Source organism: Metalysinibacillus jejuensis, assembly GCF_003057615.1.
GTDB classification, from domain to species: Bacteria; Bacillota; Bacilli; order Bacillales_A; family Planococcaceae; genus Metalysinibacillus; species Metalysinibacillus jejuensis.
Window position 1 is genome coordinate 1 of sequence record NZ_QAFW01000025.1, and the last position, 18,818, is coordinate 18,818.

The 18,818-nt window shown below is 40.7% G+C and carries 21 protein-coding genes; 3 read left to right on the plus strand and 18 right to left on the minus strand.

All coding sequences use genetic code 11. The features are described from left to right. Positions 1 to 420 precede the first annotated feature (420 nt). Entirely contained in the window at positions 421 to 705 is a 285-nt protein-coding gene (locus DDE80_RS08955) for a hypothetical protein (protein ID WP_108307321.1), read from the minus strand. Between the two features lie 127 nt (positions 706 to 832). On the opposite strand from DDE80_RS08955, the gene DDE80_RS08960 reads away from it, so the two are divergent. Then, on the plus strand, positions 833 to 2,539 hold the full coding sequence (locus DDE80_RS08960) for an MBL fold metallo-hydrolase (protein WP_108307322.1): 1,707 nt from the start codon (positions 833 to 835) through the stop codon (positions 2,537 to 2,539). A 109-nt stretch (positions 2,540 to 2,648) separates the two neighbouring features. Here the strand turns inward: DDE80_RS08960 and fliB are convergent, their stop codons facing one another. The 17 genes from fliB to DDE80_RS09045 all read right to left on the minus strand — a co-directional run bounded on the left by fliB (position 2,649) and on the right by DDE80_RS09045 (position 16,937). Beyond that, complete coding sequence (gene fliB / locus DDE80_RS08965) at positions 2,649 to 3,845, minus strand: flagellin lysine-N-methylase (RefSeq protein ID WP_108307323.1); 1,197 nt, start codon at positions 3,843 to 3,845, stop codon at positions 2,649 to 2,651. A 17-nt stretch (positions 3,846 to 3,862) separates the two neighbouring features. Continuing rightward, on the minus strand, positions 3,863 to 4,450 hold the full coding sequence (locus DDE80_RS08970; RefSeq protein WP_108307324.1) for a hypothetical protein: 588 nt from the start codon (positions 4,448 to 4,450) through the stop codon (positions 3,863 to 3,865). A 73-nt stretch (positions 4,451 to 4,523) separates the two neighbouring features. Continuing rightward, complete coding sequence (locus tag DDE80_RS08975) at positions 4,524 to 6,203, minus strand: flagellin N-terminal helical domain-containing protein (RefSeq protein WP_108307325.1); 1,680 nt, start codon at positions 6,201 to 6,203, stop codon at positions 4,524 to 4,526. A gap of 207 nt (positions 6,204 to 6,410) precedes the next feature. Further along, positions 6,411 to 6,632, minus strand: coding sequence for a carbon storage regulator CsrA (csrA, locus tag DDE80_RS08980; RefSeq protein ID WP_108307326.1), 222 nt, complete (start codon positions 6,630 to 6,632; stop codon positions 6,411 to 6,413). Beyond that, positions 6,633 to 7,067, minus strand: a complete 435-nt coding sequence (gene fliW, locus DDE80_RS08985; protein WP_108307327.1) for a flagellar assembly protein FliW — start codon at positions 7,065 to 7,067, stop codon at positions 6,633 to 6,635. Between the two features lie 15 nt (positions 7,068 to 7,082). Continuing rightward, a complete protein-coding gene (locus DDE80_RS08990; protein WP_108307328.1) occupies positions 7,083 to 7,652 on the minus strand; it encodes a DUF6470 family protein in 570 nt (189 codons plus the stop codon). A 61-nt stretch (positions 7,653 to 7,713) separates the two neighbouring features. Then, complete coding sequence (gene flgL / locus DDE80_RS08995) at positions 7,714 to 8,616, minus strand: flagellar hook-associated protein FlgL (protein WP_108307329.1); 903 nt, start codon at positions 8,614 to 8,616, stop codon at positions 7,714 to 7,716. A gap of 15 nt (positions 8,617 to 8,631) precedes the next feature. Continuing rightward, positions 8,632 to 10,185 carry a flagellar hook-associated protein FlgK gene (flgK, locus tag DDE80_RS09000; protein WP_108307330.1) on the minus strand — a complete coding sequence of 518 codons (1,554 nt, stop codon included), beginning with the start codon at positions 10,183 to 10,185 and terminating at the stop codon, positions 8,632 to 8,634. 10 nt (positions 10,186 to 10,195) lie between these two features. Then, a complete protein-coding gene (locus DDE80_RS09005; protein ID WP_108307331.1) occupies positions 10,196 to 10,690 on the minus strand; it encodes a flagellar protein FlgN in 495 nt (164 codons plus the stop codon). 14 nt (positions 10,691 to 10,704) lie between these two features. Continuing rightward, entirely contained in the window at positions 10,705 to 10,962 is a 258-nt protein-coding gene (flgM, locus tag DDE80_RS09010) for a flagellar biosynthesis anti-sigma factor FlgM (protein ID WP_108307332.1), read from the minus strand. A 117-nt stretch (positions 10,963 to 11,079) separates the two neighbouring features. Then, positions 11,080 to 11,490 (minus strand): TIGR03826 family flagellar region protein, encoded by a 411-nt coding sequence (locus DDE80_RS09015; RefSeq protein ID WP_108307333.1) that lies wholly within the window; start codon positions 11,488 to 11,490, stop codon positions 11,080 to 11,082. Between the two features lie 45 nt (positions 11,491 to 11,535). Beyond that, positions 11,536 to 12,132, minus strand: coding sequence for a ComF family protein (locus DDE80_RS09020; protein WP_108307334.1), 597 nt, complete (start codon positions 12,130 to 12,132; stop codon positions 11,536 to 11,538). Continuing rightward, positions 12,129 to 13,457: an ATP-dependent helicase ComFA gene (locus DDE80_RS09025; protein WP_108307335.1), complete on the minus strand. Its 1,329-nt coding sequence runs from the start codon at positions 13,455 to 13,457 to the stop codon at positions 12,129 to 12,131. The genes DDE80_RS09020 and DDE80_RS09025 overlap by 4 nt, the downstream gene beginning before the upstream one ends. A gap of 32 nt (positions 13,458 to 13,489) precedes the next feature. Beyond that, a complete protein-coding gene (locus DDE80_RS09030) occupies positions 13,490 to 14,344 on the minus strand; it encodes a DegV family protein (protein ID WP_108307336.1) in 855 nt (284 codons plus the stop codon). Positions 14,345 to 14,399: 55 nt separating this feature from the next. Further along, positions 14,400 to 14,918, minus strand: a complete 519-nt coding sequence (locus DDE80_RS09035) for a nuclear transport factor 2 family protein (RefSeq protein ID WP_108307337.1) — start codon at positions 14,916 to 14,918, stop codon at positions 14,400 to 14,402. 158 nt (positions 14,919 to 15,076) lie between these two features. Beyond that, positions 15,077 to 15,751 carry a response regulator gene (locus DDE80_RS09040; RefSeq protein ID WP_108307338.1) on the minus strand — a complete coding sequence of 225 codons (675 nt, stop codon included), beginning with the start codon at positions 15,749 to 15,751 and terminating at the stop codon, positions 15,077 to 15,079. Positions 15,752 to 15,770: 19 nt separating this feature from the next. Next, positions 15,771 to 16,937, minus strand: coding sequence for a sensor histidine kinase (locus DDE80_RS09045; RefSeq protein ID WP_108307339.1), 1,167 nt, complete (start codon positions 16,935 to 16,937; stop codon positions 15,771 to 15,773). A gap of 130 nt (positions 16,938 to 17,067) precedes the next feature. Between DDE80_RS09045 and DDE80_RS09050 the strand changes: the two genes are divergently transcribed. Together DDE80_RS09050 and DDE80_RS09055 are read left to right on the plus strand one after the other, a co-directional pair. Next, positions 17,068 to 17,703, plus strand: a complete 636-nt coding sequence (locus tag DDE80_RS09050; RefSeq protein ID WP_108307340.1) for a YigZ family protein — start codon at positions 17,068 to 17,070, stop codon at positions 17,701 to 17,703. Positions 17,704 to 17,778: 75 nt separating this feature from the next. Next, complete coding sequence (locus DDE80_RS09055; RefSeq protein ID WP_108307341.1) at positions 17,779 to 18,783, plus strand: LCP family protein; 1,005 nt, start codon at positions 17,779 to 17,781, stop codon at positions 18,781 to 18,783. The last annotated feature ends 35 nt before the right edge of the window (positions 18,784 to 18,818 follow it).

Below are 18,818 nucleotides of genomic sequence, written 5' to 3' on the forward strand. Positions count from 1 at the left end.
TCAAAAAATCCTCCAACAATAACGTCATTCCTACACTTCCAATCTATCTCTTTATGAAATAGATTATCTCGGATAGGTGGGGAATTTTAAACCGTTATTATTGAGGATTTTAACACCGATATTCACACTAATTATCAAACTTCACAAAAAAGTCGAAGAACCTATGTAAAGTGTGTCCCTCATCTATGCAATATCCTTACAATCACTCCCTATTCTAAAGAATAACACTATTTGATAGTAGGGAGTAGGAAGCATTATAAAGAAAATCTAAAGTCATAGGGAACGACGCTACCAACACCTTTTTACCGAAAATAATAAAGCTATTCGCAATCTTGCAGACCTTGCCAACGCCCAGCGCCATCAAATTGAAAAATTTAAAACGTCATAAAAAAATCCCTTCCAGTACCGTACTGGAGGGGATTATCTAATTTGGTCGATATTAAATTCATTGCCCCGCAAAACAAACAGTTCGCCGCCACTAACTTCTTTTAATTGATTAGCCCCTTGCCCATTGCGACCCGCTCTGCGCCCTCTTCTCCCTAAGGGAATATCTTTATCATAACGAATAGCTACCTTTTTTTTTGTGAAATCAGGCAATAAATTACGTGTACAAAATAATAAATGCGCTAACCATTTTTCGCCTGCAATCAGTTGCGCCAATGCTATCTCACATTGCTCTATTGGGCCCAAATTTGCAACTCGCATAACACTCACCCACCTTTGCCTTCATTATAACACCAACCATAATTTTGCCACACAAAATCATTAAGACTAAAAATTAAACTTTTTATGTAAATTAAATGTTACTATAGAATCTAAAGGAGTGGTTAAAATGAAAAATTTATTTTTGAATAGGAGTAACTTGAATAAAGACACAATCATTTTGAAGATTAAATTAAAACAGCTTGACCTTAACATGCTATTCATAAAACAAGGTTGTTTCATATTAGGTTATAGCATCGATACAGTAACATATACCGAACCAAATTCTACTGAAATCAAATTAAAATCTATTGTCCCTATCAAGGTAGGAAAAGATTTTTTAAATCACCTTTATTCTGATGTCCAGCTTAAAAAGAATACCAACAACGCTGATGGTTTGGCAGCAACTGCTTCATTAAACAGCACGACAAAATACTCTTTTCCTTTTGCCTATGCCACTATTGATTTCACTCAAGCTACTCAGAAAAAGTATTTACCAATATTAAATGCCTATACTGAAAATTTATTGCTTAAACAAAGCACAGACAAGCAAACTATGCTTACTCCCTTTGACTACAAAGATAATATGCCAGATAAAATAAATGATGGGGTCACTACCTACGCTAAAGTAATACAAGTAGATGATGAATACCATCTCACATTAACCAATGATAAAATGTGGCATTTAGATTATTTATATGCCAGCCCTTACACTGATCAATTAGAGGAAAACTTAAAAAAACTTGTGGACTCTTATAAACCTTACTTTTATGAATTTATCCCTGACGACCCTTTGGCTTTTGAAGATGCTTACACTGACGAAGACATTTATTACATCGTAGAATTTAATAACAAGAAAAACGCTATCCCAGGAACTGTTGAATTTAGCGCATCAGCTTTTCAATACTTATCTACCGCAATCCAATTAAAAAATACGCTTCACTCAGATAACAAAACGGCATTACAACGAGCAATTGAAGATAAAATTTCACCATTTACACACAAAGATTGCGAATCAAAAGAAAAAGCAACAGGTGCATTAAATTCCATTATTGGTTCTAATTCTATTAATAACTTTGGCGTTACTCTGTTTGATGTAGGAAATGCGAATGCTATTCAATTAAGTATAAATAACAAAGCCAAAGCCATTATAGATTTTGGTTTCAGCAATCAAAAAGATAATCAATCAGAAATTGATGCATTTATGAAACATATTGAAGATATTGATTTAATCTTATTAACGCACTGGGACTTAGACCATATCAAGGGAATTTCGCAATTTGAACTACCACATTATCATAAACATTGGATTGTTCCTGAGCCTAAAATCACCAAGGTAAGCCACTCTGCATTACGCTTAATTTGCTACCTTGTTAAAAAAATACAGACAGATAACCTAATTATAGTGCCACAAAAAAATAATCGGAAAATCATAGCTACGACTTCTTATTTCACTTTGGGCAAAGGTAGTGGACGAGGAACGGGAGGTAGTGTTCATCGAAATGATACAAAATGGTTAACTCGATACAACGACTTAAACAACCTAGGCTTAGTACTATCCTTATCCACTAAAGAAGGTGAATCTATTTTATTTTCAGGTGACTGTGAATATAGTGAATTTCCTGAAGACATGCAAATTCATTACACCCACCTCATTGCTGCTCATCATGGCGCTAAAGTAGATGGTATTGCATTACCAGAAGATACTACAGCCAACAAAAATGTATACTTTTGCGCTAAAATGGATAATAAATACCCACATCGTGATCACATTAGTTTATTAAAAAGCTATGGATACACTTTAAATACAACAAAAAAAATTATCTTGAACAAATAATCTGAGAAATTTAGCACAGACCAAAAGCCCTCTTCAAGTAATAGCATTATTTCATAAGTAAAAAACCCTTCCTCTAAAAAATGAAGCAGAAGGGCTTAATCCTAATTATTTATTTAATAATAGAAAACATATGACCCATCGTTGTAAATTCTGCTTGTACCATATTGGTGTGTACAAACTTTAAAAACTGCTCGCTATGTTCAATCGTACGCCCTATTAAATATATACATTCTACAGCATCACTTACATCTAGCTCATGCTTTACAGAAGCCACACCCGTAATATGTAGCTTAATCAACATAATATGAATGGCTAACATCATATAACTATCTTGAAATGTAGACTTGTCATAAGGCATAAGGTTTTTAAATATATAATTCACAATATAATTCTCTAAGATATAGTCATGCTCTTGGCTAAAAGGCTCATAATATGTTTCGTACGTTTGTTGATAAATTAGTGTTTTCTCTTGTAGTGACTGATTTAAGTGTAACCCTTCTACAATCGATTGTAATAGTGCAACATACTTTTTGTTACCAAATCCCATATCGGCTCTTTTAGCTAATAATCGCGTAACTAAATCTAACTGAAATGTTCGTGCAGGCTGTAATTCCATAAGGGATTGTACAAATGCATCGTTATCTAAACGCAACATATAGTCCTTCATAATTTGTGGAAGTAAGACAGGATAGTCTGTTATCGCAATCTCTTCAATACGCTGAAGAAACAAACCTAATATAATTAAGCGGACCTCAATCGACTGCTTGCGATTTTGCATAAGTTCAATGATGTAAATGCGTAAATCCCAAAAATAAGGTTGATCCAAAAGACTAAGTTGTTTAACTACTGCACCTGTAATTTCATCTGTTTGTTCAATAAACCCAATGCCTTCAACTTTTTGTAAAATAATTCTTGCTGCTTGTGGACAAGATAGTGTCAATGACTGCTCATAACTATCACCCACCTTATTAATATAGCGTGGATATACCGCACAAGTATTACAAAGGTATGAAGCACCCAAATCACTTTGAATACTACATAACCCCTTGGTGTCAAGCAAAGGGCAAGCACCTCCATCTTTAAGATTAATTTTAGCATACCATGCATCATTACTTGAGCCTGTAGAACGATTGCGTGTTACGGCCTTATCTAGTTGCTTGCGTAGCACAGGTGTTGTAACTTTACGATATTTTTGATACGTTACTTTATCAACAGGTACTTGCCAACCCGCACAACATGTATCTTCACATTCACTGCCTATACAGGCAAAAGAAGAAATATAATCAGGTACTAAAATTTTACGCATAGGTTACTCCCTCCTTATCAATTTTTAGGCTGTTCCACAAACAAGTGTAATTGATCTGCAATTTGCTCAAACGCATGATAAATTGTAATTTGCAGTAAATGTGCAATGCCTTGCTGATTTTTAGCCTCTAGATGTGACGCCAATTGTGGCAAAACTTGAATCAACTGAACAAAGATTTGCTGTAATGTCAGCCATTCCTTGGGCACATATGTAGAGCTAGCTACGGTCGCATATACTTGTTGTAACCACTGCATACCTTCTAATAAATCATGTAGGTCTTGCCACTGTTGCGCTGTTGCTTCTTGTTGTTGAAAACGCTCTACGGTAACACGTAAAGCAGGTAAGGCTGTCGTAACATAACCTGCCATAGACTGCTGTAGACCTACAATAAATTGTGTTGCCTCAATGGCGATAACTTCAATTACCTCAGCATCACTCACATAATCTTCTATGATATTTTGTGGGTCACCATCCATACGTAACCCATCAATAATAAAATAATCAAAATAATAACGATCCGTCAGCATTTGTTGGATAACCTCAAACACGATATGCGGTACTGCATCTTCAAGCATTACCTCTTGTTCTTGAAATATAATTTTCATTTTTTAATCTCCTTTATAAACGATAATAAAAAAAGCGTGAGTGGGATTACCCACTCACGCTGGAAGTTAGAAATTAGCCTAGTAATTGTAATACACCTTGTGGCTGTTGGTTTGCTTGCGCTAACATCGATTGAGCTGCTTGTGTTAAGATGTTGTTCTTCGTGAAGTTCATCATCTCTTTCGCCATATCTGTATCACGGATACGAGATTCAGCAGCTGTTAAGTTTTCAGAAGAAGCACCTAAGTTGTTGATTGTGTGCTCTAAACGGTTTTGAACCGCACCTAGAGTTGCACGTTGAGTAGATACTTTATTGATTGCTTTATCTAATACTGTAATTGCAGCTGCAGCTTTTTCATGTGTAGATAAATCTAAAGATTTTTCTACAGTTTTAGCTGAAGTACCATCAGTTACAGTTGTAGTAGATTGGAAGCCTTCACCTTCACCAACAATACCTAATGCTTTAGCACGCATATCATCGATTGATACTGTCATTGCTTGATTTTCGTTAGCACCGATTTGGAATTTGATTGATTTATCCACTGCATCTGAAGTTTTTGTAGTGAATGCGAAATCTTTTTCAAAACTAAAGTCTGTATTATCACCAATTTTAATATCAAATTTGATACCATGTTGATCATAAGTGAAATCATCACCGCTTGCTAAAGCTGCACCTTGAGTAATATCTTCTTTATGAAGTGTCTTACCATTTACATCAAGTAACTCTACAGTCCCTTTACCATTTGCAACATCACCAGTTACTTTAATTCCTGTAACACCTTCAATCCAGTTAGCATTATCTGGGTCTACTGATAAACCATTTGTTGAAGATGCATAAGTACCACCTGCTGCAACACCTGATTGTTTAAAATCACTTTGAGTAGCAGCTCCATCTGTCACTAAATCTGTTGCAGCATCTGCAGCAGCTGATAAATCAATTGTTAACTTACCGCCGTCTGTCCACTCATTTTTCGCAAGTTGGTCTTTAGCAATCGTAAAGCTGATACCATTTTCATTGTATGCAAAGTCACCATTTGCATCTTTTGTTAATTTTTTAGCATCGATTGTTAACTCGTTATCTGAACCGTCTTTTGCTTGAACAGATAATAAGAAATCATCACCTTTACGTTCAACAGTTAAAGTATTATTTTCAGCTGTATCTAAAGTAGACCATTTAAATTCAACTGTATTTGCTGTTGCAGCTGTATCTGTGAATTCTACTTTATTGTTCCCGATTGCACCTTTACCAGCTAATTCCCATGATGCACCTACAGAGTAATTTAAATCGATATCTTGCTTCGCAACAACTTGCTCTGTTGGAATTGATTTTTCAGAAAGGTCACCGTTTACTAATTTCTTCGTGTTGAACTCAGTTGTGTTACCGATACGGTTAATTTCAGATGTTAACTGATCGATTTCTTTTTGGATTTGACCACGGTCATCTGCTGTGTTTGTATCGTTACCAGCTTGTACAGCTAATTCACGCATACGTTGTAAAATTGAGTGTGTTTCGTTAAGAGCACCCTCAGCCGTTTGGATTAAAGAGATACCATCTTGTGCGTTTTTAGAAGCCATATCTAAACCACGGATTTGTCCGCGCATTTTTTCAGAGATTGCTAAACCAGCAGCGTCATCGCCCGCACGGTTGATTTTGTACCCTGAAGATAATTTTTCTAAAGCTTTTGATGTTTGTGCGTTGTTGAACGCTAGGTTACGGTGCGTGTTTAACGCAGAAATATTGTGTTGAATTCTCATTTGGAATTCCTCCTTGAATGTTTTGTAGTACGCTCACTTCCTTGTGGGCGCCTGTGTTTAGAGGTATTGTGCCTCTTACATACATTATATCGTGTTGTACCCTATAATGTTTAATGTTTTTTTATAACTTTTTGCATGTTTTTTTATAAACTAGGTGCAACCATTGATACAGCAAGGGTTAGCGCACTTGTGAATAAAGTTTGAACACTATTTTTTTTGCTTAAATTGCGTTAAAGCATCCAGTGAGATGTTAAGTGCCGCTTCGTTTTGCGCTTTAATTGCATCAAATACTTCAGTGCGGTGGACTTTAACGCTTTTCGGTGCGACGATGCCGATTTTTACTTGGTCGCCTTCAACCGCTAAGATTTGGATTTCGACTTGATCACCAATCATAATGGACTCATTTTTTTTACGAGATAAAACTAGCATTTACTTCACACTCTCTTTAATTTGGTAATGTAGGGAATACTTTTTATTATCTCCTAACACAATTTGCTTACCACACTTTTTAGTTATATTAAGAATGATAGGGGCTAATAAATTAATCGTTGATTTATAAAATGTGTCATTCATCGTAACAATCGCATACGGTAACACTTCGTCTTCTGTTTCAATATGTAATGCTTTTGTATCTTCCTCACTTAAATCAAACGCATAGTCTGCTTTAAAGGCAAATGGAAACGCCATCACAAAGCCGACTTGTGCCTGCTCTGTTGATTGTAAAATCACTAATGGTAAATCAGCGTCTAGTGGGATAAGTACAAATTTTGTTAAGTCCTCGAAACCAGGTAAGCCGTTTTCAAACGTGTAAATATCTTCTTCTACAATGTCAACTTCACCTAAAAATTTCGTTTCGATTTTCATCTTCATTTCCCCTTTTTATTTAATGACATCAATCACACTTACACTTGGGCGCTGTAGCATTGTATAGCTGACCTTGCTTGGTGTGTAATTATGGATTGGTTTATTTATTGTAGCATTGATACGCGGCTTTTGCGGTGTAATATTTATGTCAATATCACCTTTAGTAAAGCTAATATCAATCGCATTACCTGAAGGCTTAAAGGCAATGTTAAATGGCACACGCTTAGGCCCGTGATTTTGTTTGGCAATGGTTTGTGCGATTTTTGCGCCTTGCCCTTTGCCCGCCATATTTTTCATTTGCTGTCCTTCATGTGCTCGTCTTGCGATGCCTTCGAGATTTTTTTGTTTGCCTTGCTCGGCGTATTGCGCTACTGATTGCATCGGTGTAATTAATCCGAGCTCTTTCCATAGCCCTGACATGTCAATACGCAACTCACTTTGACGTGTAGTAATATCAAGTATGGCGGCAGGTTGCTCAATGCGTAAATCTGCACGCGGTTGCTGTAATTGTTGTTGCCCTGTTACAGCAGCAGGCTTCAAATCCATTTGAATGTCTCGTATGCCGAGTTGAATTTGTGGCATCATCGTTAACCACACTCCCTTTCAAAAAAAGCGCTTGAACTCATTGTTCAAACGCTTGAAGTTATTAGCGCATAAAGTCCACTAATGTTGGTTGAATAATACGTGCGCCGACAGATAGCGCTGCTTGGTGGATGGACTCATGCGTTACCATTTCGGTAATGGCTTTTGAGTAATCCACACTTTCGTTATCACGCATACGTGTTTTGACCATAATTTCACGTAAGTCTAAACGGTCTTGCATAATCTCTGCACGGTTTTGCATCGCACCAATACGTGCGTGCTCTGTTAGTACCGTAGAGCGCATGCTATTAGGATTATTTTCTTCGTTAATTAAGCTGAGTAAATCTCCTATTTCTTCCCCTGTCGAATCTGGATGTCCTACAGTCTCTACGATTTGTGTCATAGCATAATCTATTACTGAAAAAATATCATGAGCATTAGCGTTAACTTTTAAATTAATCCCCTCAAACACTTCAATCTCTACAGGGTTATCTAAGCCTGGTAGTGCTGCGTTCATATTGCCGGCCTCATCAAATAGCGGTGACAATGTATTCGTACCGCTAAAAATATAAACGCCAGCCATCTCCGTATTACCTAAATCTTTCATATGATTATGAATTTGCTCAAGCTCTTGCGCAATGGCTTCACGGTCTTTGGCCGTTTTAGAGTCATTGGCTGCATCCACTACGAGCTCATGCACACGGTGAATCGATGCCTCTAGCTGTGACAGTGCATCATCAGTCGCATCTAACCATGAGTTAACTTCGTTCATATTACGGCTAAACTGCTCTACTTTACCTAAATCACGGCGGTAGCCCATGCTTTTTACCGCAATAACAGGGTCTTGCGACGGGCGATTAATTTTAGAGCCAGAGTTTAATTGGTCTTGGAGCTCACTCATACGACCATAACTATTGTTTAAGTTGTGTAGCATATTGCCTGACAACATCGATTGTGTTACGCGCATTTCATTTCCTCCTTATTATAGGCCTACTCGGCCCATACCATTAATAATTTTATCTAATGTTTCGTCAACAACAGTAATCATACGTGCGTTAGCATTGTATGCTTGTTGGAATGTAATCATATTTGTCATTTCTTCGTCTAGTGATACAGAACTCACGGATGCACGGCGATTCGCAATCGACAATTGTAAAATCGCTGAGTCCTTAGCAGAACGAATGGCCTCTTGACCGTCAACACCTAAACGACCGGTTACACCTTGATAAAAGCTTTCGATTGTACCATTGTCTAACTGAGCGTAGCCCTTGTGTTGCATATTCGCCATTTTTAATGCGTTACTGTTGTCACCTTCTTCACCAATTTTACCTGAAGCCGTTAATAAGTGCGGCTCTTTAAAGAAGTTGTCGTTAATCCCTATGTCACTCGCTGACTCACCAGTAAATAATTCTTCAGAACCTTGCTCTGAAGGGATGATCGTACCATCAAACTCCTTGGCTTGTAGCGTATAACCTTGCAATAACACAGCATTAAACTCCTTAATAAAAGTTTCTGCCATTGTATCGAGCTTATCTAATAGCTCTGGCATTAAGCCTAATTCGCCACCTGGTCCATCGTAACCAAAGGCATTAATTAGTGACAATAATTCACCTTTATTCGGCTCAAAGTCCCCTTGCTCAAAACCGACATTTTCACCGTTAGGTTTCGTTATCGTCATCGTATCAAATAATACTGGCGAACGCTGGCCATCAATCGGTTTACCTGCACCATTTAATGAAATACTGCCTGCGTCTTTACCGTTAACGAGCTCGGTTTTATCGCCATTTGCGTCTTTAAAGTACACGGTTAGGCTACCTTCTGCGACTTCGTTAGCATTACCGCCTGATGGTACGCGTTCAGTTGTGACAGGGATAATTTCGTTTAAACGGTCAACTAATACGTCACGTGCATCGTATAAATCATTTGGCACATAACCATTCGGCTCAACCTTCATAATTTGATGGTTAAGATTTGCGATTTGTGCAAGTAGTGAGTTCGCTTCGTCTGTTACGACTTCGGTTTGTTGCCCCGCATTAGATTGCACTTGGCGAATTTGTTTATCCATATAATTAAATGAGTCAGCTAAGTGTTTAGCGCGCTCGATTGCTACCGTACGTGCAGATAAGTCGGTTGGCTTATCTGCCACGTCTTGCATCGACTGCCAAAATAGTTTGAACGCTTCGTTTAGCCCAAAGTCAGATGGCTCGTGCATAATCGCTTCGATTTGTTCGATTTCTTTAGCGCGTGTATCCCAGTAGCCAAGGCGGTTTGTTTCTTGACGGTATTGACGGTCGGTAAACTCGTCACGAATACGCTGGATGGAACCCGCTTGTACCCCTGTACCGATATGCCCGACAGTTTTAGGTGTTTGTAAGCCTGCTGTCGGGAAGCCGCGTGTTGCTTCCATATTAACGCGCTGGCGTGTGTAGCCCTCGGTTTTAGCATTGGAAATATTATGCCCTACCGTATATAGCCCTGATTGCTGCGTAAAAATACCACGCTTACTCGCTTCAAGGCCCATAAATGTTGAACGCATGATTACCCTCCTATACTTCGTATGATGTGGATGAGAAGTTTGCTGGACGGCGCACTTCTTTGCTTGAATAATTCATTGTGTCGGCTTGTGCCGCTGGTCGTGGACGCATTAACTCTAACGTCATATTGACCATTTGTAGCGATTGGTACACCATTTTTTGATTTAACTCGTTTTTGGCTTTTAACGCATCAATAATCGTTAATAGCTCTTCTCGAATCGTTTGAATTTTAGCCTTGTTAGGGGCATCAGCCGCTTCGATTAGCTCAGCTACAGTAGGCGTCAATGACGGGGCACTTCCTTTTGCCGCTAGGTAGTCCGTTACCAATTGTTGACGCTGTCGCTCCAGCTGCTCAATAGCTGCTACGTGAGCTTGCTCTTTTTTGATCAACGCATCGAGCTCTTCCATGTTGCTCTCGACGATAATATCCGTTTTTTTCGTTGCGAGATCGAGCAAACTTTTATGCATACGTACTAAATTCGTTAAGTTTTGGATAATTTTATCCATCCATCGTCACTCCTTTAGAAGCGATAGTAATTTAACATATCTTGTGCCACTTGACGTGTATCCACTTTATAAGCACCTGATTGCACGTCTGCTTTAAGCTGTGCGACCTTTTCGGCACGCGCTTGCTCAATAGACTGTGTGCCGCGCATATCCATCGCTGCCGATGAAATCTCCACTTTATCTAAAAACGACGATTTCGACGTCGCTTGTGCTGGCTTTGTCGTAGTTGTATACGCATGTAATGGTTGAATGTGGAACGGTTTGATTTTCATAGTTAACACCCTTTCTAAATAGCTCTCTAGGTATTACTTCGGATAACTTTCGTAAATGTTAAGCAACTTTTAGCACAAAAATACCGACCATGCACTTTTTGCACAGCCGGTTATGTCTCACTTTTTATCCGTGTGGTACGTACCTTTTTCGCGGTTAGCAACGTCTTCACGGAACTGCTTAGCAGCGTCAAATGTGCGCAAGTCTTGTTTTAACTCTTCGCGACAGCGCGCACAAATTTTCCCTTCTGATGTTAGGCGACCGCATTGGTCACACGGATACCCTAAATTAGGGAACATCGCGGTATGTAATCGTCCTCTGCGCACCCAGTTGTATAGCGTATCTTCATCAACACCTGTTACTTCTACAATACGCTCTACGGTCGCTGCACGATTTTCGCGTTTGCGTAAAAAGCGATATACGACTTGATACAAATCCTCTTCTTTTTGTGCACATTTTGCACACACATCGCGCACTCCTGTGTAGTTGAAAAACGCATCACATTTTGGGCAACTTCGTACCTCTGCCATCCTAACTCCTCCTCTTACCTTGTCATTACTTCCATTATACAGCATCTACTTGATTTCACTAGCACATAATGTGAATGTTTTTACAGATTTGGCGCCCGCTTCTGCTAAGCAAGCACGCGCCTGCTGAAGCGTCGTCCCTGTCGTTTTAATATCGTCAAAAACGACGAAGCACTTGCCTGAAACGTCTGCATTTGGCGCGACAGCAAAAGGATTGGTACTCGCTACACGCTCTGTGCGCGTGCGTAGCCCTTGCGTCACGTCTTGCACCTTCTGTAAATAATGTACATACGGCACTTCAGCACAGTCGAGCAATAACGCCACTTGCGAAAATGTACGCTGTGCTAATTTATTCGGGTGTAGCGGTATAGGAACGACGATATCCCCTTTAGCGAGCGCCGCGTGCAACTCTTTAGCAAAACTATACGCAAGCAGCACGTCGCCTAAAATTTTATATTGATTTAACCACGCTTGCATCGCTTCATTATAAGTAAAAATCGCTTCTTTACTCGCAGCTGGCTCAAACGTCGCGTGGCACGTTGCACATAGTACATCTGGCAATGTGCGCAATAATAGGCGCGAAAAGCTGCGGACAGGTGTTAACGCCACGCCACATAACACGCAGTGCGTAATCGGCTGTTTCATTGCTTCACCTCATTTTGTTTTCGAATAGTCGCGCGTGCCTCGTCCATCGCCTTCGTAATACCGTGATGAAAAAACACGACATCGCCATTCGGATAATTAGCGTTACGCCCTACACGCCCGCTAATTTGGATGAGGGCACTCGCCTCAAAAATAGCCGCTTCTGCACCAACGACTGCCACTTGCACATTTTTAATGGTGACGCCGCGCTCTAAAATGGTCGTCGTCAATAACCCTTTACACGTTTCGTCGCGCAAGCTTTGCACCTTCTCGGCACGCGCCTCGTCCTCTGCATGCACGCTCATAATGCGCGCATCTAACGCGGTAAAATACGGTAGCGCTTGATGCATTAATTTTTTCGTCGGGAAGAAAATAAGAAAAGGCTCGTTGCGCTTAAGGCGCTCTAATGTCCAATCTTTTAACTTTTTAGGCAGGCGCTTTTTTAACGTTTTAGCATAGTGAAAAAGCGCACTATAACGCGGTTCAGGTAGTAAAAAGCCGTGGTAGCGCCGCCATACGGAACTATGCCCGTAATGATTGCGACGCGCTTCTGCTACTAGCGTCTTAGACGGTGTCGCAGTGACAAAAATAATCGGTGCTTGTGGCTTTTTTGCTTGATATACCGCGCGCTGTAACGCCTCGTCATACGTATACGGAAAAGCATCTGCCTCATCGACAATCATCACATCAAACGCTTCATAAAAATGATAGAGCTGATGTGTCGTCGCGACGATTAGTTGCGGGCAACCCGCTTGTTTTTCGACACCGCCGTATAAGACGTGCATACATGTGCTCGGAAAAACGTGACGTAAGCGCGGTGCTAGTTCGCGCACAACATCAGCACGCGGTGTAGCAACGGCTACTCGTAAGCCGCGCTTTAAGGCATAGGCAATCGCCCCAAATAACATCTCTGTCTTACCAGCGCCGCACACCGCATCGAGTAAATGGCTCCGCTTTTGTTGTAAGCTCGCAATAAGTGCGGCACTCACGCTTGCTTGCGCCTCGCTTAACGAACTTTCGTTATAGCTAAATCGCATAAAGCGCGGACGCTGCCCTTGCCATGTGAGGAGTGTCGTTTGATTCGTTAGCCGCCCCATCGTTAAACAATGACGGCAATATAAATAACTATCATACGCAATAATATGTGTATTGCCACAGCGCATACAGCGCTCATCGACGGCGACATGCGCTTGTAAATAGCCCGCTCGTTTAGCGCGCGCTACTTCCTCTTGTGTTATCCCTTCTGGTAACCTCGCCTCGTCCCATAACCTACCTGCGTAAAAGTCACGTAATTTTGCTGGCGGAATGTATCCGCGGTATCGTTTCATTGCATCGCCTCCATAAAAAAAAGCCTCTACGATTAATTCGTAGAAGCTTTCATATTTGCCCAGCCCATGCCGATCGCACCTTCACCTAAGTGCGTGCCAATCACAGGACCAAAATAACTTAGTTTAAACGTCAGCTGCGGGTACAGCGCTTGTAGTGAGGCGCGCCATTTTTCGGCTTCTTCCTCACAATTTGCTTGGATGACCGCCACATCTGTTATGCCTGCCTTTACGGCTTCTGCTAGCATATCTTCTGCGCGTTTCATCGCTTTTTTACGCGTGCGTATTTTTTCGAAAGGTACGATAACCTTATCGACAAAATGGAGCACCGGTTTAACTTGCAGTAGACCACCGATTAAAGCAGCAGCTGCTGATAAGCGTCCACCACGCTGTAAATGCGCTAAATCATCGACGATAAAGTAGGCATCTACGCTCGGGCGCATCGCTTCAAGCGTTGCGATAATTTTTGTGCCCTCAAGCCCTTGCGCTGCTAGCTCTGCCGCTCGCAGTACATAAAAGCCTTGCACAGCACAGGAAATCTCACTGTCAAAAGCATGTACGGTAATGCCGTCTACCATAGCACCTGCTTGAATCGCACCTTGGTAAGTGCCGCTAATGCCACTCGATAAATGGACGGAAATGACCTCGTCATAGCCTTGCGCTTTAAGCTGTTCGAAAAGCGCCACAAAACGACCAATTGCGGGTTGTGTCGTTTTAGGGAAATCTTTTGTATTGCGAACTTTATCATAAAATGAAGTTGCTGTTATGTCTGTCTCGTCACATACTTCGCCTGCGATATTTACTGCCAGTGGGATGATGTTGATGTCGTACCTTGCTTGCTCCTCCTCAGATAAGTAAGCGGTACTATCTGTTACGATTGCCGTCTTCACTGTTATTCACCTCATTACTGCTATTTTACCGCATAATGCGAAGCTTGTGAACCGCTTATTGCTCGTGCGGTGCTGTATCGGCGATGAAGTAAATGCTTGATACTTTCCACGTGTCGTCCTCAGGTACGAGCACCGTCACTTGACGCCCTTGCACTTCTACGGATTGTCCGCTCGCTTTTTCGGTACGTGCGATGCCAACATTCGCAAATACTTGCGCTTCTTTTTCTTTATATTTAACGATTGTTACCGTATCTACTGTGCGCGTTGTGTCAAATTGCTCAAACTCTAGCTGCACACTCTCTTCTTGTTCGTTGTAATCAAAGCTTTTTGTATTTTTAGATAGCGTCGCTAAGTAACGCGTTAAATCCTTATCATTAAAAGCGTTAATGTATTCTTCAAAGCTTGCGATGATCTCTTGCTTTTTGTCAGCGGGTACGTTCGCCGCTTCCTCAATCGTATCGCCCGTTAGCTCAAAGCCTACACCATCTTCCTCTTTTGTCTCTTGTTCTTTATTACTACATGCCGCTAGCACAATGGCCATGACACAAATCAGTGCTAAAAACCCTTTTTTCATTACACTAACCTCCCGCGAAATATTGTAGCACAAACCACCAAAAGTGGTAGTGAAACATCTCTTGTTAATTGACGTTTTTACCTAAATTTAGTTGCCGTCTACGCAAAAAAGCTGTAGCGCACTGCCCTAGTGGACAATATGCTACAGCTTTCTTTAGATTAGCGTACTTCTACCCAGCCATTTTTAATCGCTGTCACTACCGCTTGTGTACGGTCGCTTACCGCCATCTTTTGTAAAATGCTCGATACGTGGTTTTTCACGGTCTTTTCTGAAATGAACAGTGTTTCACCAATCGTACGGTTACTTTGACCGTCTGTTAATAATTGTAAAACCTCACACTCGCGCTTCGTTAGCAAATGATACGGGCGACGAATGTCTGTTTGATGGAAGTTACCTTTATTTTCGTGTTCGCTTAAGCGACGGAATTCTGCTACTAAGTTTTTCGTTACTTTTGGATGTAAGTAAGAACCACCCTCTGATACGACTTTAATGGCATTGACAATTTCGTCAGCGTCCATTTCTTTTAACATATAGCCAAGTGCACCTGATTTTAATGCGTGTGTTACGTATGACTCGTCGTCATGAATCGATAAAATAATAACACGCGCTTCTGGGTGCGCTTCGATTAATTCTGCAGTGGCATCAACACCGTTTTTCTCTGGCATGTTAATGTCCATTAAAATTACATCAGGTTGATGCGTTTCGTACAGCGCTAATGCCTCTGTACCGTCACTGCCCTCTGCGATGACGTCAAACGATGCTTCGAAATCTAAAATTCGTTTTACACCTTCACGGAATAGTTGGTGATCGTCAATAATTACGATCTTTGTCATAAGTTGCTCCCCCTTAAGTTCACTCTACGATTTCGCCTTCGATTTCATATGGTACTTGAAACAAAAAAGTTGAACCTTTATGTAACTCGCTTGCTATCTTCATTGTACCTTGCATTAATTCGAGACGTTCTTGCATACCGATAATGCCAAAGGATTGCCCTTTCGCCATGTTATCTTTATTAAATCCAATACCGTTATCTTTAACGATGACATTGACATCGTTTTTGCGCCATTCCATTTTAACCCAAATTTCAGTCGGCTTTGCATGCTTGATAGCATTGTTTACCCCTTCTTGAACTAAACGAAACAACGAGACTTCGATATCTGGTGATAGGCGTCGGTCGGCACCTATCGATTGAAAGTGAATCGTTACACCACTATTATACTCTTCGACCGTTGACAGGTACTTCTTTAGCGTTGGCACGACGCCCAGGTCATCTAAAGCCATTGGTCTTAGGTCATAAATGATTCTGCGCACTTCTGATAGGGCATTTCTCACATTGCTTTTTAATTCTTGTAGTTCTTTTAATGCTTGTTCAATGCCCTTATCGCGATAGACGCGCTCAATTAAATCGGAGCGCATTAACACATGTGCCATCATTTGTGCGGGTCCGTCATGAATTTCACGCGATAAACGTTTACGTTCGTCTTCTTGTGCGGCAATAATACGCATGCTAAAGTCTTGCTTTAATTTAGCTTGCTCTAACGCTTGCCCCACATTTTTTAAATCCGACACTAAATAATTTAATACGACATTCACTTGATTGACGATATGGTCCGCACGTTCGATCGTATCGGATAACGAACGTAGGCGGCGCTCTAGGTCGTCGCGTTTATCACGCAGCTGACGTTCTTCATTTAAACTAATTGCTAAATCAACTTGCAGCTGTTGCGTAAACTCATATGCTTCGCGAATTTGGTTGTCTGAGTACTTATCAAAAGACTTACTGACAAATACTAGACGTTGCTTCGCTAATTGGGTATTTCGTTCTAGATTATCACTCTTCTCTATCGCTTCTTTGATTTTTTCTTTCACGATAGCGAGCTCTACTTGCATTTCTTCGAAGCTTTGTCTGCTCTTTTCGCTTATAATGAAAATATCGTCTTTTGAACTCGTGATTGTCTCAACCATACGATTGAATACGAGGTCAATTGCGGCAATATCAATATTGTCTTTTGATTGCATAGTCTCAGTCTCCAATTCTGTCATACCTATCGCTTTTCATACCTAAATTGATTATATCATTTATATACCAAAAAAAATATTGCAAAACGATTAAGAGTTTACTACAAATTACGAAGGAGTGGTTTTACCCATGCGTGCAAACTACGAAACCGTTACAGGTTACGGTGAAAGTGAAATTATTATTTCAAAATCACGATTTTTAACGTTTATCGATCGTGTTGAAACAGAACAACAGGCGCTTGATTTTATTAATAACATTAAAAAAAAGCATTATCAAGCCACACATAACTGCTCCGCCTATTTAATTGGCGAGCACGACACGATCCAAAAGGCAAATGATGACGGTGAACCGAGCGGAACGGCGGGCGTACCAATGCTAGAAGTGCTAAAAAAACAAGGGCTCAAAGACGTTGTCGTTGTCGTTACCCGCTACTTCGGGGGCATTAAACTCGGTAGCGGCGGTTTAATTCGCGCCTACGGTAAAGCAACGACTGAAGGCATTAAAGCTGCCGGTGTCGTCGCCCGTCGCAAACATCGCATCGTTCGCGTAACAGCTGACTATACGTGGCTAGGCAAATTAGAAAACGAAATTAGAAACTCCACTTACACACTGCGCGACATCGTCTATGCCGAAAATGTAGAATTAATTGTCGCAACAACAGAGGAAGAAAAGGACACATTTGCCGACTGGATAACAGAACTGACGAACGGTCAAGCCTTAACAGTGTTTGAAGAAATCGAATTTGTCGAGTTTCCGCTAACCTAACATAATTGTAATTGTTCATTGTTGGCGCACATAGTATAATTTAGTGTATGCCATTTTCATGAAGGAGAATTTTCCATGACCAATAAAAAGCAGCGCAAAAGCACGCGCCTTACTACAATACTGAAGTCCGTTCTCGTCATTAGTACGATTTTATTATTATGTGCAGCGATTTACGGTGTGTACTTAACGAAGCAAGCTGAGTTTGCGGTAAACCAAGCACACGAAAAAATCGACGGACGCGAAAACTCCAGCAAACGTGACGGCAAAGTACAACCTTTAAAAGATAATCTTTCTATTTTATTAATTGGTGTGGATGATAGCGAAGTTCGCCAGCAAGGCGCTGATGCTTCGCGCTCGGATGCGCTGATGTTAGCAACGCTTAACAATAAATCAAAAACGGTAAAGCTCGTAAGCATACCGCGTGACGCTTACGTCTATATTCCAGCAGCTGGCTATCAAGATAAAATTACGCACTCGCACTCATTAGGCGGCGCAATAAGTACGATCGAAACCGTCGAAGAATTATTTGACGTACCGGTCGATTATTATGTACGCATGAACTTTAACGCTTTTATTGACGTCGTTAACGCGCTAGACGGCGTTGAGGCAACAGTACCTTATGAATTATTAGAAAAAGATGAGTTTGACCGTACCGCTGTGCATTTAATGCCAGGTAAACAAACGCTTAACGGTAGCGAAGCATTAGCCTTTGCACGTACGCGTAAACAAGATACCGACGTTGACCGCGGCAAACGCCAACAAGAACTCGTACAAGCCATCGTTAAAAAGGCCGCTTCTATGGAGTCTGTGCTCAAATACGACGATGTCATGCGCGCTGTCGGCAGCAATATGAAAACGGATTTAACTTTCTCTGAAATTAAATCATTCCTGTACTACTTATCAAAAGGTATGCCACAAATTGATACGCTAACGCTTGAAGGTGAAGACGAAAACTTACCTGAAGGCTACTACTATATCGTTGACGAAACATCACGCCAACTCATTAGTGAGAAGTTGCGTAAACACCTCGGCTTACCTGTTACAACATCAACAGAACTTGAAACTAACACCCATGAATAAAACAAAGGGTACTGGAAAATTTTCCAGTACCCTTT

Excerpts from the sequence above, each read along its gene's own strand:
- DDE80_RS08955 (WP_108307321.1), bottom strand. The coding sequence starts at position 705 with ATGCGAGTTGCAAATTTGGGCCCAATAGAGCAATGTGAGATAGCATTG.
- DDE80_RS08960 (WP_108307322.1), top strand. The coding sequence starts at position 833 with ATGAAAAATTTATTTTTGAATAGGAGTAACTTGAATAAAGACACAATC.
- fliB (WP_108307323.1), bottom strand. The coding sequence starts at position 3,845 with ATGCGTAAAATTTTAGTACCTGATTATATTTCTTCTTTTGCCTGTATA.
- DDE80_RS08970 (WP_108307324.1), bottom strand. The coding sequence starts at position 4,450 with ATGAAAATTATATTTCAAGAACAAGAGGTAATGCTTGAAGATGCAGTA.
- DDE80_RS08975 (WP_108307325.1), bottom strand. The coding sequence starts at position 6,203 with ATGAGAATTCAACACAATATTTCTGCGTTAAACACGCACCGTAACCTA.
- csrA (WP_108307326.1), bottom strand. The coding sequence starts at position 6,632 with ATGCTAGTTTTATCTCGTAAAAAAAATGAGTCCATTATGATTGGTGAT.
- fliW (WP_108307327.1), bottom strand. The coding sequence starts at position 7,067 with ATGAAAATCGAAACGAAATTTTTAGGTGAAGTTGACATTGTAGAAGAA.
- DDE80_RS08990 (WP_108307328.1), bottom strand. The coding sequence starts at position 7,652 with ATGATGCCACAAATTCAACTCGGCATACGAGACATTCAAATGGATTTG.
- flgL (WP_108307329.1), bottom strand. The coding sequence starts at position 8,616 with ATGCGCGTAACACAATCGATGTTGTCAGGCAATATGCTACACAACTTA.
- flgK (WP_108307330.1), bottom strand. The coding sequence starts at position 10,185 with ATGCGTTCAACATTTATGGGCCTTGAAGCGAGTAAGCGTGGTATTTTT.
- DDE80_RS09005 (WP_108307331.1), bottom strand. The coding sequence starts at position 10,690 with ATGGATAAAATTATCCAAAACTTAACGAATTTAGTACGTATGCATAAA.
- flgM (WP_108307332.1), bottom strand. The coding sequence starts at position 10,962 with ATGAAAATCAAACCGTTCCACATTCAACCATTACATGCGTATACAACT.
- DDE80_RS09015 (WP_108307333.1), bottom strand. The coding sequence starts at position 11,490 with ATGGCAGAGGTACGAAGTTGCCCAAAATGTGATGCGTTTTTCAACTAC.
- DDE80_RS09020 (WP_108307334.1), bottom strand. The coding sequence starts at position 12,132 with ATGAAACAGCCGATTACGCACTGCGTGTTATGTGGCGTGGCGTTAACA.
- DDE80_RS09025 (WP_108307335.1), bottom strand. The coding sequence starts at position 13,457 with ATGAAACGATACCGCGGATACATTCCGCCAGCAAAATTACGTGACTTT.
- DDE80_RS09035 (WP_108307337.1), bottom strand. The coding sequence starts at position 14,918 with ATGAAAAAAGGGTTTTTAGCACTGATTTGTGTCATGGCCATTGTGCTA.
- DDE80_RS09040 (WP_108307338.1), bottom strand. The coding sequence starts at position 15,751 with ATGACAAAGATCGTAATTATTGACGATCACCAACTATTCCGTGAAGGT.
- DDE80_RS09045 (WP_108307339.1), bottom strand. The coding sequence starts at position 16,937 with ATGCAATCAAAAGACAATATTGATATTGCCGCAATTGACCTCGTATTC.
- DDE80_RS09050 (WP_108307340.1), top strand. The coding sequence starts at position 17,068 with ATGCGTGCAAACTACGAAACCGTTACAGGTTACGGTGAAAGTGAAATT.
- DDE80_RS09055 (WP_108307341.1), top strand. The coding sequence starts at position 17,779 with ATGACCAATAAAAAGCAGCGCAAAAGCACGCGCCTTACTACAATACTG.